Consider the following 13,956-nt stretch of genomic DNA (forward strand, 5'->3'; position numbering starts at 1 on the left):
TGGGCAATGAACACTTGTGATCAGTGATGCTGTAACCAATAACGGTTTTTCAGCGCTTGGTACTGCTCTGTTTTCTTATATTCTTTTAGTGCACTGTCAATCAAAGGAATTAATTCCTTATGTTTATTATGCACATAGTGGTAAAGGGGTACAGTAATAATTGTTCGGTAGGTGCTGCTGCTGATGAGCAATTTATTATCAATAATCTCGCTGGCACCGAGCACCATTAATCCTTGTTCATTATCATTAAACGCACGAAATAGGGTCTCTACCGTATCGTACTTTTTGAGCTTAACCTGATTCTCGTTGGCCCAGTTATTAACGACCAGTAAATCATTAATAACTGATACTTCACTCGCTTTTGGCAGGCTAGTGGCACACATATCAAGATCTTTACATACCAAATAAAACGATACATTGGCTAAAGGTTCCGGTATCTGCTGCAAAGAAGGAGCAAGATGTTTGTAACCATCAACTCGCATTAACTCTCCATCCCCGCCAAATCGATAAGCGTTAAGTGAAGCTTCAAGTGAGCCAAACCGTGTGACTGATATGCCATAGCCTAACTGCTGATAAATTTCTTGCATTAAGTTTGAGGCAAAAAACGACTCTTTCAAGCCGGTTACTGAGGCAAAATATAGTTGAGGTAGTTCAGCGGCTTGCGCAAAGGTATTCGTCTCATAATTGATATGAGTGCGTTTCAATATACCCTCACGCAAGGGTGCCGAGTTATCTTCATGAATACTTTTCGCGATGCTTCGCGCAGCATTTTTAGCAATATCATCCTTGGCTTCGCGATCAAAAAACTGCACCAGTGTACTTGAGTTTGCTAGTGAATTGGCCGCAATCTTAACCCGGTCACTGGGTAAATCTTGAGTAAATTGAGTATTCACTACAGGCAGTGAATCAAACCCCATGGCCATTTCTTTATTATTAGCCAACAGAAATCGCAGCAATGGCGCCAAGTGAGCCTTATTTTTAGCTGAGCGTGGCACCACCCATATCTCAAGTGGAGCGACCTCCGCTTGATTCATTTGATTAGCCTTAGGGAACGAAAAAAAGCCGATATCCTTGTTCAGCAATGGGTCGATAGTACCTTCAGCAAATTGCCCCATTAAGGTCATTGCTGCTTGCTTATCTTCGACCACTTTCATTACTTGCTGCCAAGTCTAGTGGCGCTGCGGCGCAAAAAACCATTCATTTGACAGCAATTGCTCGAACTGTTTTAAGAAGATATCTGCCGTAGCCCCTGATAGGGTCTGGCCATCGATAAGTTGCTGGCGAAATTCGAGTCCGCCCGCATCTAACGACAAATAATCTAGCCACGCTAGAACAGGCCAACTCTCTTGCACTGCTTGCACTAATGGATTTGCACCTTGCGCTTTTATGCGCTGGCACAGGGCGATGAACTCTTTCCAGTTTTTGGGCGGTTTTACACTGAGTTCCTGAAAAACGGCTTTGTTGTAGTAAAAACCCCAACCGTATTGCGCAATAGGAAGCGCGTAAGTTGCAGCGTCTGCATTGGAAGCGCTTTGATGAGTAACACTGCGTAATACTGCGGGTTGAATTGCGCTTTGTAACTCTTCTCTTGGCAGTAAAGAGTCAATTGGCTGTATCACATCTTGTGCAATCAGCGAGCGAAGGCGCTCTCCTGCCTGCCAATAGAGTAAGTCGAATTCACCCGTTTCAAGCCATTTAGGTAATAAGCGTTTAAATTCTTTATCACTAAAGAAGGTTACGTTGACATCGTATTGGCTAGATTGTGTTGAAAAGTCGTTGAACACACCGCGGTATATGTCACTTTGACGTTCGTTTGTGGTCAAAACCGCTACGGAAAGTACCTGCTGGGCTTGAGCAATAGCCGAAAAGCTAAGAAAGAATAAAGCTCCCCATAGAATGTTAATGCTGTTACTCATATAAATACATGTCTCGCTCAAGCAAGTTGTAAGGGGCTTCAAAGAAATACAGCGCCGCGCTGCTACGTCATCCTTACAAAACCGCAAATAATACTTACTAATGCTAAATACCCAAACCGATTTTGCACATTAGACAAAAGATGGTTTTTTATACTATGAGAGCGATTTAACACTAACTTTAGTCGTATTCACTTTAGTTTGACTCTTTATCCCAGCGACTTAAATGTTCAGCAGCCTGAGATTTAAGCGTCTGATGATGGGTTTTAACCCACCAATTCTCTAACAGTCGGATATTCTTGCGGTTCGCTTTGTAAAAAATGTCACTAATATCGCCAACGAATGGTATTAAACCAATCAGAAAGTCGAAGATTGCATTGCGCACCATGGCTATACGAAGTGTTTTAGGCGCGCCCATTTGCCCGGCCAAATGAATAATATGTGCAGACATCACCGCAGTCGCTAAATCCCCCAGACCAGGCACGAGCCCTAAAATGCTGTCTAAGCCGAAACGGATTTTGGTAAAGGGGATGCCCACAGCGGTATCAAGCAAATGTGCCATTTTTTGTGCTTTACGTAACGCCGCTGGAGCCTTGAGTGTTTGTGGGGTACTCATTATTTATCGCTCCCCATGGCGGTGGCTAACTCAGCACTTAATTGACTGTCTCGTTCAGGGCTTTCCCAACCTCCTAGGTTCTTTTCAATTAAGCTCTCCAGCGCGGCAATGTGTTCTGGCTGAGCATTGAGCGCAGCAATGTATTCGTAACGCTCCCCGCCAGCTTCTAAAAAATAGTCTCTGTTTTCAATACCAATTTCTTCAATCGTTTCTAAACAATCAGCGGAGAAACCAGGGCAAATCATTTGTACTGACTTAACCCCCTGCTCTGGCAAAGACTTAAGAGTGTGATCGGTATAGGGCTGCAACCACTCTTCTCGCCCAAAGCGAGATTGAAACGTCACCATATACTCATCTTTGCCAAGACCCAGCTTTTCCGCCACTAAACGGGAGGTTTTGTAACACTCACAGTGGTAAGGGTCGCCAGCGGTCAAATACCGTTTTGGGATCCCATGATAGGTAAATATGAGTTTATCGGCTCGCCCATGAGTTGCCCAGTGCTCGGTTATGCTACCAGCAACTGCGTCGATATAAGGCGTGAAATCATGATAGTGGCTGATGAACCTGACGTCTGGTATCCAACGCGTTTTACGCAGTACCTCGCCAAGGGCATCAAACGTCGAACCATTCGTTGCTCCGCTATACTGAGGATAAAGCGGCAGCAACAACAATTGGCGCACCCCCTTTTCAAGCATGTTCTGAGTCACAGATTTAATCGACGGCGAGCCATAGCGCATTGCAAAATCTACCACCACTTTGTCGCCATACTTTTGCTGCATGCTTGCGGCAAGTGCATTGGCTTGATCTTGTGTGTGAAACATAAGCGGAGAGCCGCGTTCGGTCCATACAGTGCTATAAGCATGGGCCGAACGCTTAGGCCGAATGTTTAGGATCACCAAATTAAGGATCATCCACCAAATTAACTTAGGCACTTCAACCACTCTTGGGTCTGATAAAAACTCGCGCAAATAGCGTTTCAGAGCGCCTTTTTCTGGGGCCTCCGGGGTGCCTAAATTGGTAAGCAGCACACCAATCTTATCAGCTTGCTTATGGGTAAAGGTTTCATTAGAACGGTATTTCATTTCTTCACTCTACTTGTGTTAAACACATCAATGCATCAAGTACGTTGCAAACATCAAAATAGACTCAATGCTCTATGATTTTTGCAACGACATAAATGCCACTTACCCAGTGTAATAGGTCTCTGCCCCTGGACCTACGGGCATGCCTAGTAAAAACACCCACACATAAAATAACAATGTCCAACCCACCATGAATACAAGGCTGTAAGGCAGCATAGTGGCAATTAATGTACCCATGCCCAAATCTTTTTTATACTGAGCGGCGATAGCTAATATCAACCCAAAGTAACTCATCATAGGTGAAATCACATTGGTCACTGAATCTCCAATCCGGTACGCCGCTTGAATAACCTCTGGGGCAAAACCCACCAACATCAACATCGGCACGAAAATAGGCGCAGTCACTGCCCATTGGGCCGACGCACTGCCAAGTGACAAGTTCACCATGCCGCACATTAAGATAAAGAAGACAAATACGCCAGGACCATCAAGGCCAATGGTTTGTATTAACTCTGCCCCCTTAACCGCGAGGACTGTGCCTAAATTTGTCCAGTTAAAGAAAGCGACAAACTGAGCGGCAAAAAATACTAAGGTGATATAAAGCCCCATCGCCCCCATGCTTTTAGACATCGCATTGATGACGTCTTTATCATTTTTCATGGTACCGGCGATTTTGCCATACACGAATCCAGGCACAGCAAAGGTAATAAAAATAAAAGCTACAATCCCCTTTAAAAATGGCGAGCCAGCAACGGCTCCTGTTTCAGGATGTCGTAGAATGCCATTTTCAGGAACAATCGTTAGTGCTAACACAGCGCACAATAGCGCAAAACTCACACCCGCCCAGCGCAGCGCTTTTTTCTCTATGGCTGTTGGGGCACTCATTTCCTGTTTGCCCAACTCGATTGAGGCTTCACTAGGATCGTACTTACCTAAACGAGGCTCAACGATTTTCTCCGTTACAAATGCCCCTAAGCCGGCTACTAAAAATGTACTGATAAACATGAAGTACCAGTTCACCTCTGGCCCTACCATGTAATCTTGGTCAATCATATGGGCTGCCGCCTCGGTGATACCTGACAAGAGGGGATCGACCGTCCCGAGTAATAGGTTGGCGCTATAACCACCGGATACGCCGGCAAATGCTGCCGCGAGGCCAGCAAGAGGATGACGCCCCAAGGAATGAAATATCATCGCCGCCAGCGGTATCAACACCACATAACCCAGCTCAGAAGCCGTGTTTGACAATATACCCGCCAATACGATTACTACAGTTACCATGCGCTTAGAAGCATTCATGACCATGGCGCGCATGGCGGTTGATAATAAGCCTGAATGTTCAGCAACCGACACCCCTAACAAGGCCACTAAAACCGTGCCTAAAGGGGCAAAGCCTGTAAAGTTGGTGACTAAATGAGTGACTATTCTTTGCAAACCTTCTGCGTTAAATAACGATACCACTTGTATCATGCCATCCGCTGCACGTCCTTTCGCATCAAGTGGACGAGGGTCAACCACACTGACATCAAAGTAGCCTAAAACACCACTGATAATGACAATCGCTGTGGCGAGTAAAGCAAACAATGTAATAGGGTGTGGAAGTAAATTCCCAAGCCATTCCACCGTTGCAAGAAACCTAGAAAACCATCCTGTGGGGTTCTCTTGGCTTGTTTGTTTTTTCTGATCGTTAGCGTCTTGCAAACCGACTCCTTAATTATTTTTTTCTGCTTTCACAGTTACGCGCATATAGTACCTAATTCGCTAAGCAAACGTTAGAGTTCAGGTAAAGGCAGTCATTTTGTGCTGTTTTATTAGTCATAACGCCTACTTTTTGATAAAAAAGTGTTTGTATATCAGTCAGAACGCTTTATTGTTGTAAAAAAAATTAGACTTTTTATTGTTGCTGCCACAAGGAAATTCAGATGACAAATAAGCAGTCCCAAGACAAAATAGATAAGCAAAATCCTGCAACTGAATTAGCGCAACTTCGGCAAATCGTTTTTGGTGATGCTCAACAGGACTTAGAGCAAAAAATCGACCAATTAGGGCAAAGCTTACAAACCCAGCTGAAACACCTAGAACAGCAAACTTCCCGGCAGTTTTCCCAACTTCAATCTGCATTAGAAACCCATGTTCATCAGTTGGAGGATAAACTCCTCAACGCGGATAAAGACCAAGATGCCAAAGCAAGCGAGTTGTTCACACTGAACAAGAATCTCTCTAGTGAATTGGAAATGGCAGAGGCAGCCAACAAGCAAGAAACGGATGAAATACATAAGCGGATTGATCACGACTTAGCGACATTATCGAATAAGTTCTCTGAGCAACTCAAACAAGCTTTGGCTCAGCTTACTCAAGTATCGAATGAGCTCAATGCCAGCAAAACAGATCGCAAAACGTTGGCTAAATTACTGTCTACCGTGGCTTCAAACTTAGAAACTGGCGATGATGAGTAACCTCTATCATGTCGACTCAGGGAAGTAGTAACGAGTCTGAACACGACCCGCAACTTCAAGAGCTGCGGAAAATTCTGTTTGGTAAAGATAATCAACACATCACCCAAGCCCTTCGCCAAAATGCTAGAGCGATCGTTAGTGAGGTCTTTTCAGAAGCTTTCAAAGATCGCCAAGACAAAGACGGTAGCGTAAAAAAAGTGATGGCGCCATTAGTCGACAAATCAGTTGAGTACTCAGTGTCTAACCGTAAAGAGCAATTTGTCGGTTACCTTTACCCCATAGTTGGCAGTGTAGTAAGAAAGTCCGTTACGGCATTTTTGACCGAGTTTATCGAACGAACCAACCAACTACTTGAAAACAGCCTAACCATCAAAGGGCTCACATGGCGCTTTCAAGCCCGCCAAGCAGGGATCCCCTACGCCACTTATATTGCCAGTCAAACATTTAACTACCGTGTAGAGCAGGTTTTTTTGATCCATAGGGAAACAGGTTTACTGCTTAATACCCTTGCCTACAATCAGCAATCGTCTGGTGATGCAGACTTGATATCGTCCATGCTGACGGCCATCAATGATTTCGTTTCAGACTCTTTCAGGCCAAATAAAGACGGTCATGAACAAGGCTTAGATATCGTCAAAACCGACGATTTCACCTTAGTTCTCAAAGCCGGGCCGAGTGCCATCTTAGTCGCAGCCGTAACGGGTAATATGCCGCAAAAGGTAGCGAATCAATTACAGCAAACGATTGAAGAGATCCATACGTTATATGATCCTCAGCTGAGAGAATTTAAAGGCGACGCGTCAGCCTTTGCCGATTGTGACCAACAACTTGCTGATTGCTTAGTCTCTGAGTTAAAAGACAGCGAGAAAGGGAAAGAATCAAAACCTTGGATGGCATGGATAATATTACTTTTTATCGCGATTGGGGCTGGCTATTACAGTTATAAACTGTGGCAAATACAGAGCTATGTGCATCAAATATCTAGTATCAACCAAGAAGCTGGGATCATGCTTGTGCGCGCCCAACGAAACGGCATTAAAGACATATCCATAGATGTACTGAGGGATCCTGACGCCGAAGAAGTCAACAATTGGTTGGCTGAGAAAAATATTCCTCAGGAGATGGTGCGTTTGACTGAAAAGCCTTATCTGTCTCTTGAAGAACCCATCATGCAAAGTCGCCTCAGTAAAGTGTTGGTGCAATTTCCAAGCTTAACCTTAGTGAACAATTCAATCAGTGGTGAGCTTGATCACCAGCAGTATTTTGATTTACGAAATCGCGTTCAGCAATTGCCGGGGATGCTGGATAGCGAGAGTTTGCTAGGGCAAATTAGCGTTACCAACCCACTCACGCTACAAATGGATGACGTGGAAAACATTCAGACCCTCATCGACCTCAAAATTAGTCAGTTTAACGGCGCTTCGATTGAATTCGCAAGCAATAGCACGCAACTGACACCCGAAGCGCAAGACGGCATTGGCACTGTCGCAAAGATTGGTAAAACACTATTGAGCCTTGCCAAGCAAACGGAGCTAGAAATGAGCTTCATCGTTATTGGCGCCAGTGACGCAAAAGGTACACGGTCCTATAATGAAGTATTGAGTATTAAACGTGCCCAGACAGTAAAAAATGCATTGCAGATGCGCGGGATCCCAGCCGATAAGCTAAATGCTGTCGGCATTGGCATTATTGACGTGCCCGCAGCAGGCAATGGTGCTCGTAAGGTGCTGTTTAATGTCATAAAAACTCACGCGACACAGCCGTAATGGATAGCTATAAAATTATGATCCAAAAAAAGATATGTGTACTGGGTGCCTCAGGAGTGGGAAAAACTAGCCTCATAAAACAATATGTTGAGGGGATTTTTTCTGAAAAATATCTCACTTCGATTGGCGTCAAGATAGATAAAAAGCAAGTGCAGTGCGAGAGCCACACGGTTCAGTTTATGCTTTGGGATATAGAAGGTATCGACCGCTATTGTGGCTTTCAACCTAAGTATCTCAGAGGGGCAGCCGCCATCATCATTGTGGTCGATCACACTCGCGCGCAATCGCTGATTGAAGGCATCGAAATCTACAATTTAGCGAAAGACGTCGCCAACATACCGGCCATTTTGGCTATCAATAAAACAGATTTAAGTACTGAATGGCATTGGGAAGAAGATGAGTTAGCTGAGCTATCAAGCCCTTTCAGTCATACATTTTGCACAAGTGCCAAGACAGGAGACAATGTAGAGCTTCTATTTTCAACACTTGCTCTACAGTTACTAAGTGAGGCTGAACAGTGAAACTATCTCTTTTTAAAGCGCTTGGGATCATTGATTGTTGTATTTTCAAACGTATTGACGAACAACACTTCGAAACCGTTTACGCAGAAAGTGAATGGATAGATTTACTGCTTCCAAGTGCAAGAGATAACAAAAGATTTACTATCCCTACTGATAGCCCGTTTTTAGATGATTTTTTGATGCAAGCGGAAGAATTTTGGGAGTACGCTGATTATGGAAAAATTGATTCGGGCGTTTGGAACGAGGAAGTAGAAAATAACGAGCTCAAACTTAACGCCTACGCTAGTATGGACAAGGGTGATTGCTATATCGTCATTCATAATGTGATTGAGCAATTTCAACAGCGCCAAAAGACACTTCAGTTGGCCCGTGAACTGCTCCTATCAAATGATAAAATTGTCGCCCAACAAGAATATGTTCATCAACGTTTAGATGACATGCTGAATCAGTCTTCTGATTTAAAAAGCATTCAGCAACCGATCAACGAAGTGATCGAAAAAACCGATATTGGGGTCGCAATATTATCACCTAATTTGCAACCTATTAGCCAAAACCCTGCTTTATACAGTCTGTTTGATGCTCATCTCACGCGGTCCGAAACCCAGCCCTATAAAATTATTTTGCAATTATTCGAGAAGCAATACCCCGAATTTGAAAGGGTCATCAGCACAGGCAGCCGCTGGAGCGGCGAGCTATTTTGGCTAAAACCGCCGGGAACAGGAAAATGGATCAAGTTATCTATTTACCCAGTCAAAGCAGACTTCCAGCAAATTACACACTGGGTATTTTTGGTCAGTGACATTTCTCAGGTGAAGCATCTTCTGCAGAATAATGAGAAGTTGACCTACTACGATGCTCTAACCGATATTCCGAATCGCCAATATTTTTGGATGCAATTGGAGCAATCCGTTAGTAATGCGTTGCCCTTCTATGTGCTGTATTTGGACATAAAAAACTTTAAACGCATCAATGAAATTCACGGGCACTCCCGTGGGGACCAAATCATTAAAGAACTGGTTGAACGCATTACGCCGCATATTAGCGAAGGTGACATGTTTGCACGTATCGGCGGAGGCGAGTTTGCAATTATTAGGCAAAAAACGGTTACTGAACAGCAATGTATTGATCTTGGTCACAAACTGATTGACGCCGCTGTTCAACCATTCTATTTACCCAATGGAACACATTGTGAAATCGGTTTAAACATAGGCGCTGCTAGCTTCCCCCGGGACGCAGACGACGCTGAAACCTTGATGAAGTTTGCTGATCTTGCGGTCTTCAACGCTAAAAAAGCATCTAAAAGCAGCGTTCAATTTTATTCTCAAGAATTGAAAGAAGCCTCTCAACGCATCATTGAACTAGAAAACGCTTTGCAAAGCGCCATTACTAATCATGAATTTGAGCTATTTTTGCAACCTATGTTAGACCTAACGAGTGGTACAATTTTAAAGGCGGAAGCATTGCTGCGCTGGAACCGATTAGACGGAGAGCGCATCGGCCCTGATGAGTTTATCCCGATTGCAGAACAAACAGGTCTTATTGTACCTATTGGTAAATGGGTGATTTCTCGCGCCTGCGAAATGATAAGCACCTTAAACCATAGGGGCTACAGTTGTAAGCTATCCGTGAACCTATCACCTAGACAGATAAGTGATCGCCATTTATTAGAGTTTATCCGAGGCTCAATTCAAAATAGTCACATTCTGCCGAATCAATTGGAGCTTGAGTTAACAGAAGGCGTTTTGGTCGATAATTACGACAAGGTGCAGTATTTACTTACCGAGGTAAGGAAGCTCGGTGTCAGCGTATCGATAGATGATTTTGGCACTGGCTATAGTTCACTCTCTTACCTTAAAAAGCTTCCGATTGATCACATAAAAATTGATCGCTCTTTTGTGCAAGATTTAGTCAGCGACGAAAATGACAAAGCTATTATATTAGCCATTATCGCTATGGCTCACAGCTTGAAACTTAATGTCATTGCCGAGGGCGTTGAAACTGAGCTGCAACGTAACTTTTTGCAGCTCAATCACTGTAATCTTGCTCAGGGCTATTTGTTCAGCCGCCCCTTACCCTTTGCTCAATTTTGTGATTATCTAAGTGCAAGCCCTACACAAAAGCTGATAACCCCGTCTGCGCCCTTCCCAGAATAAGCGCATGCACATCGTGAGTACCCTCGTAGGTATTCACCGCTTCAAGGTTGAGTACATGGCGAATAACGTGAAACTCATCAGAAATGCCATTGGCCCCGTGCATATCTCTTGAAGCACGAGCGATATCTAATGCCTTGCCACAAGAGTTGCGCTTGATTAATGAAATCGCTTCAGGAGGTAAGGCGTTTGCGTCCATCAACCTGCCAGCCTGCAAGCACGCCAAGAGACCAATCGATATTTCGGTTTGCATATCAGCCAGTTTTTTTTGTATCAGTTGGTTGGCCGCCAATGGTCGCGAGAACTGTTCTCTGTCCAAACAATATTGCCGTGCTTGATGCCAACAGAATTCAGCCGCCCCTAAACTCCCCCAAGCTATGCCATATCGTGCCTTATTTAAGCAGCTGAACGGCCCTTTGAGGCCTTCCACATTTGGCAAGATGTTCTCAGTGGGAACAAAAACATCCTGCATCACCACCTCACCAGTCACAGACGCCCTCAACGAAAACTTGCCTTCTATTTTCGGTGCACTGACACCCTGCATGTTTTTCTCTAATATGAAGCCCCGGATCACACCATTGAGCTTACCCCAAATGACGAACACATCAGCAATCGGCGAGTTGGTGATCCACATTTTACTGCCATTGAGACAATATCCACCATCGACTTCCTTGGCTTGAGTCAACATACTTGCTGGGTCAGAGCCCGAATTTGGCTCAGTCAGACCGAAGCAACCTACCCATTCACCACGGGCTAGTTTTGGCAAATAGCGCTGCCTCTGCGCTTCGCTACCAAAAGCGTAAATAGGAAACATCACCAAAGAAGACTGCACACTCATGGCACTACGATAACCACTGTCGACTCGCTCAATTTCTCTTGCTATCAAGCCATAGCTCACATGGTTTGCCTCGGCGCAGCCATATTGTTGAGGCAAAGTACTCCCTAATAGTCCTAATTCTCCCATTTCATGCAGAATGTCGCGATCAAAGTATTCATCACGATTACCGCGCAATATTCTGGGCATGAGCTTTTGCTGACTATACTCATGCGCTACATCTAGAATCAGCTTTTCGTCTTCATGCAGGAGTGAATTTAGCGCAAGCGGATCTTGCCAGTTAAAAAAAGGGTTCGCTTGTTTGCTCATAATGCCTCGTTAATCTCTGCCTATTCAAAGTCGTTCGGTCAAAGCCGCACGCATCTCAAACTACTAGAAGGGCGCAGGGTATTGTCTGAGGACATCGCGCGTATCCTTTAGTGCTTGTTCACTTAAAGGCTTGGCGAAGGCGGCAATGTTTTCTTTTAATTGAGACATACTCGTCGCACCTATGATAGTTGACGTAATGCCTTCCACATTGTCGCACCAAGCTAAGGCCAATTCACAAGATGTTAAACCATGGGCTTTAGCCACCTCAACATAACCACTAATAGCCGCTTCGGTACCTTTGGTGTCTCTGAAAATACCGTTACGTTGCTCGAACGTCCAGCGGCTGCCTTCAGGGCGTTGGTTGTTTAAATATTTACCGCTAAGTGCGCCTCCTGCCAAAGGTGACCAAGGTAAATATGCCACATCTTCAGCGACACAATTCTCAATCAGATATGGCCAATCTTTAGCGTGTAATAAGCTAAACTCGTTTTGCATTGACACCATACGCGGTAAATCATGCTCTTTGCTTAAGTTCAAATATTGTTGCAATCCCCACGGCGTTTCATTAGATAGTCCACAAAAGCGTATTTTCCCCTGTTTAACACAAGTGTTAAGCGCTTCTAAGATAGACAACATCTGCGCAGTTTCTGCTGCTCGGTCAGTATCAGAAAAACGCACGCGACCTACCGCGTGTTTAGCAAAATGGGGAGAAATACGATTTGGCCAATGCAATTGGTAAAGGTCTATATAGTCAGTATTCAAACGCTTTAAGGAATCATCAACGGCTTGCATAACGGACTCAGCAGAAATTTGACTGCCTTGACGAATATAGCTTAGTCCTGGGCCAACTATTTTTGAGGCGAGTATAATATCCTTACGCCTTATTGGATTACGCTTCAGCCAGTCACCAATAATAATCTCAGTATGGCCGTATTTATCCCCTGAGGGCGGCACAGGATACAGTTCGGCCGTATCAATAAAATTCACGCCTTGAGATAAAGCATATTCAATTTGCTCGTCTGCATCTTGTTGTGTATTTTGTACGCCCCATGTCATTGAGCCTAAGCAAACACGAGAAACAGATAGACCACTGCGGCCCAATTCAGAGTAATTCATTCAGATTCCTAGTGAATAGTGGTATTTAACACACTGATTATACGGATATAAATAAGATCATTTTAACTTCAAATGTGAACAAGTGTTACGGAAAACTGGAGATGGCTTCACCGGCTGGGAACTCCTCTTTATACAGCTGATACATCAAGCTATCTTGGTAATGTTTAGCTACGGATGCTTTAAGCTGGTTTATCACCGTTCGATGTTTAGATTTGTTAGAAAAGTGAAGCCAGTTTTCCTTTTGGGCCAAAACATAGGGGTGACCAAAGTTAGCGATATCTAGCCCTAACTCTTGAAGGTTATATTCAATGCCAGCCTCAGAACCCACTACTGCATCCACTCTGCCCATACTGAGTAAATTTATTCCTTGTTTGTAATCTTTTACTGAAAATTTTTGCAGCTTAGTATCTTCATCAAACCTTTTAGAAAAGCTGGCACTTCGAACAACCGCTATCCGCCCTAATAAAATTAATTGCTCATAGGTTTGTAGGTCAACGGCGGCCTGAGGCAATACGATGACATTGGAACTCGACACAGGCCCTATAAAGTCAGCATACCCTTCGAGTTGTACGTTTTTAAAAATAAGCGCAATGTCTAGCTCCCCACTTTTTACGCCACCGAGCACACGAGCATATGGTTGAAGCACTAACTCAAATTCAAAGCCAGTATCTTCTGTTAGTAAATTAAGGTATCGCACCATTACGCCTGACATTTCACTATCTTCGTTGATGTAAGCGAAAGGGGCAAAAGCAGGCACACCCACTTTCAGGGTAATGTTGTTAGCCGGAGTAACTTGAGCTAAAACGGGTAAATAAAGGGAACTGATTAACAACAAGGCTAATAACGCTTTCAACATATCTCGCTCAAGCTAACAGGCAAAAATTGATAATAGCTAATCTTAGCTTTTTGTACAGATCCGCAAAAGAGAGTAGTTAGCAATGCTGCGCGAGATCGCACCTTAGCGATAAAAAATACCAATTCCAATAAGTAATTGACGAATGTAAACCAAGTAAAATTAGGTGACTCGCCTGACAGGTTGGACACTCAGGGGGGAAACCCGCACTGCGCCAGTCGGTTGAACGACCAACAGGCGACCACCATGGATGGTGGAAGGTAGAATAACGCAGGAGCAGTTATCGAGATGTCGGGCTGGACTCCATCACCATGGACGGGTTAAACCCCGTTTTTTATC

At 44.2% G+C, this 13,956-nt stretch carries 12 protein-coding genes; 4 read left to right on the forward strand and 8 right to left on the reverse strand.

Annotated features, from left to right (window positions below):
• Nucleotides 1-20: 20 nt before the first annotated feature.
• The 5 genes from GMES_RS22855 to GMES_RS17295 all read right to left on the reverse strand — a co-directional run bounded on the left by GMES_RS22855 (nucleotide 21) and on the right by GMES_RS17295 (nucleotide 5,312).
• Nucleotides 21-1,154: a type 2 periplasmic-binding domain-containing protein gene (locus GMES_RS22855; RefSeq protein ID WP_226990325.1), complete on the reverse strand. Its 1,134-nt coding sequence runs from the start codon at nucleotides 1,152-1,154 to the stop codon at nucleotides 21-23.
• A gap of 15 nt (nucleotides 1,155-1,169) precedes the next feature.
• On the reverse strand, nucleotides 1,170-1,916 hold the full coding sequence (locus GMES_RS22860) for an ABC transporter substrate-binding protein (RefSeq protein WP_226990326.1): 747 nt from the start codon (nucleotides 1,914-1,916) through the stop codon (nucleotides 1,170-1,172).
• A gap of 193 nt (nucleotides 1,917-2,109) precedes the next feature.
• Nucleotides 2,110-2,529, reverse strand: coding sequence for a DUF4112 domain-containing protein (locus GMES_RS17285; RefSeq protein ID WP_006994051.1), 420 nt, complete (start codon nucleotides 2,527-2,529; stop codon nucleotides 2,110-2,112).
• Nucleotides 2,529-3,611, reverse strand: coding sequence for a ferrochelatase (gene hemH / locus GMES_RS17290; protein ID WP_006994052.1), 1,083 nt, complete (start codon nucleotides 3,609-3,611; stop codon nucleotides 2,529-2,531). Before hemH ends, GMES_RS17285 begins: the two co-directional genes overlap by 1 nt.
• Nucleotides 3,612-3,713: 102 nt before the next feature.
• Complete coding sequence (locus GMES_RS17295; protein WP_006994053.1) at nucleotides 3,714-5,312, reverse strand: AbgT family transporter; 1,599 nt, start codon at nucleotides 5,310-5,312, stop codon at nucleotides 3,714-3,716.
• A 221-nt stretch (nucleotides 5,313-5,533) separates the two neighbouring features.
• Here GMES_RS17295 and GMES_RS17300 point away from each other — a divergent pair, with 221 nt between their 5' ends.
• Genes GMES_RS17300 through GMES_RS17315 form a run of 4 tightly spaced genes read left to right on the forward strand, consistent with a single transcriptional unit; the run spans nucleotide 5,534 to nucleotide 10,507 of the window.
• Nucleotides 5,534-6,067 carry a hypothetical protein gene (locus GMES_RS17300; protein WP_006994054.1) on the forward strand — a complete coding sequence of 178 codons (534 nt, stop codon included), beginning with the start codon at nucleotides 5,534-5,536 and terminating at the stop codon, nucleotides 6,065-6,067.
• An 8-nt stretch (nucleotides 6,068-6,075) separates the two neighbouring features.
• Complete coding sequence (locus tag GMES_RS17305; protein WP_006994055.1) at nucleotides 6,076-7,833, forward strand: OmpA family protein; 1,758 nt, start codon at nucleotides 6,076-6,078, stop codon at nucleotides 7,831-7,833.
• Between the two features lie 17 nt (nucleotides 7,834-7,850).
• Nucleotides 7,851-8,354 (forward strand): Rab family GTPase, encoded by a 504-nt coding sequence (locus GMES_RS17310; protein WP_033185251.1) that lies wholly within the window; start codon nucleotides 7,851-7,853, stop codon nucleotides 8,352-8,354.
• Nucleotides 8,351-10,507, forward strand: a complete 2,157-nt coding sequence (locus GMES_RS17315) for a putative bifunctional diguanylate cyclase/phosphodiesterase (protein WP_006994057.1) — start codon at nucleotides 8,351-8,353, stop codon at nucleotides 10,505-10,507. Before GMES_RS17310 ends, GMES_RS17315 begins: the two co-directional genes overlap by 4 nt.
• On the opposite strand, the gene GMES_RS17320 is transcribed toward GMES_RS17315, so the two are convergent.
• The 3 genes from GMES_RS17320 to GMES_RS17330 all read right to left on the reverse strand — a co-directional run bounded on the left by GMES_RS17320 (nucleotide 10,464) and on the right by GMES_RS17330 (nucleotide 13,620).
• Nucleotides 10,464-11,648 (reverse strand): acyl-CoA dehydrogenase, encoded by a 1,185-nt coding sequence (locus GMES_RS17320; protein ID WP_006994058.1) that lies wholly within the window; start codon nucleotides 11,646-11,648, stop codon nucleotides 10,464-10,466. The genes GMES_RS17315 and GMES_RS17320 overlap by 44 nt on opposite strands.
• 63 nt (nucleotides 11,649-11,711) lie before the next feature.
• Nucleotides 11,712-12,764 (reverse strand): aldo/keto reductase, encoded by a 1,053-nt coding sequence (locus tag GMES_RS17325; RefSeq protein ID WP_006994059.1) that lies wholly within the window; start codon nucleotides 12,762-12,764, stop codon nucleotides 11,712-11,714.
• Between the two features lie 85 nt (nucleotides 12,765-12,849).
• Entirely contained in the window at nucleotides 12,850-13,620 is a 771-nt protein-coding gene (locus tag GMES_RS17330; RefSeq protein ID WP_006994060.1) for a substrate-binding periplasmic protein, read from the reverse strand.
• Between the last annotated feature and the right edge of the window lie 336 nt (nucleotides 13,621-13,956).

Source organism: Paraglaciecola mesophila KMM 241 (assembly GCF_000315015.1).
Lineage (GTDB): Bacteria > Pseudomonadota > Gammaproteobacteria > Enterobacterales > Alteromonadaceae > Paraglaciecola > Paraglaciecola mesophila.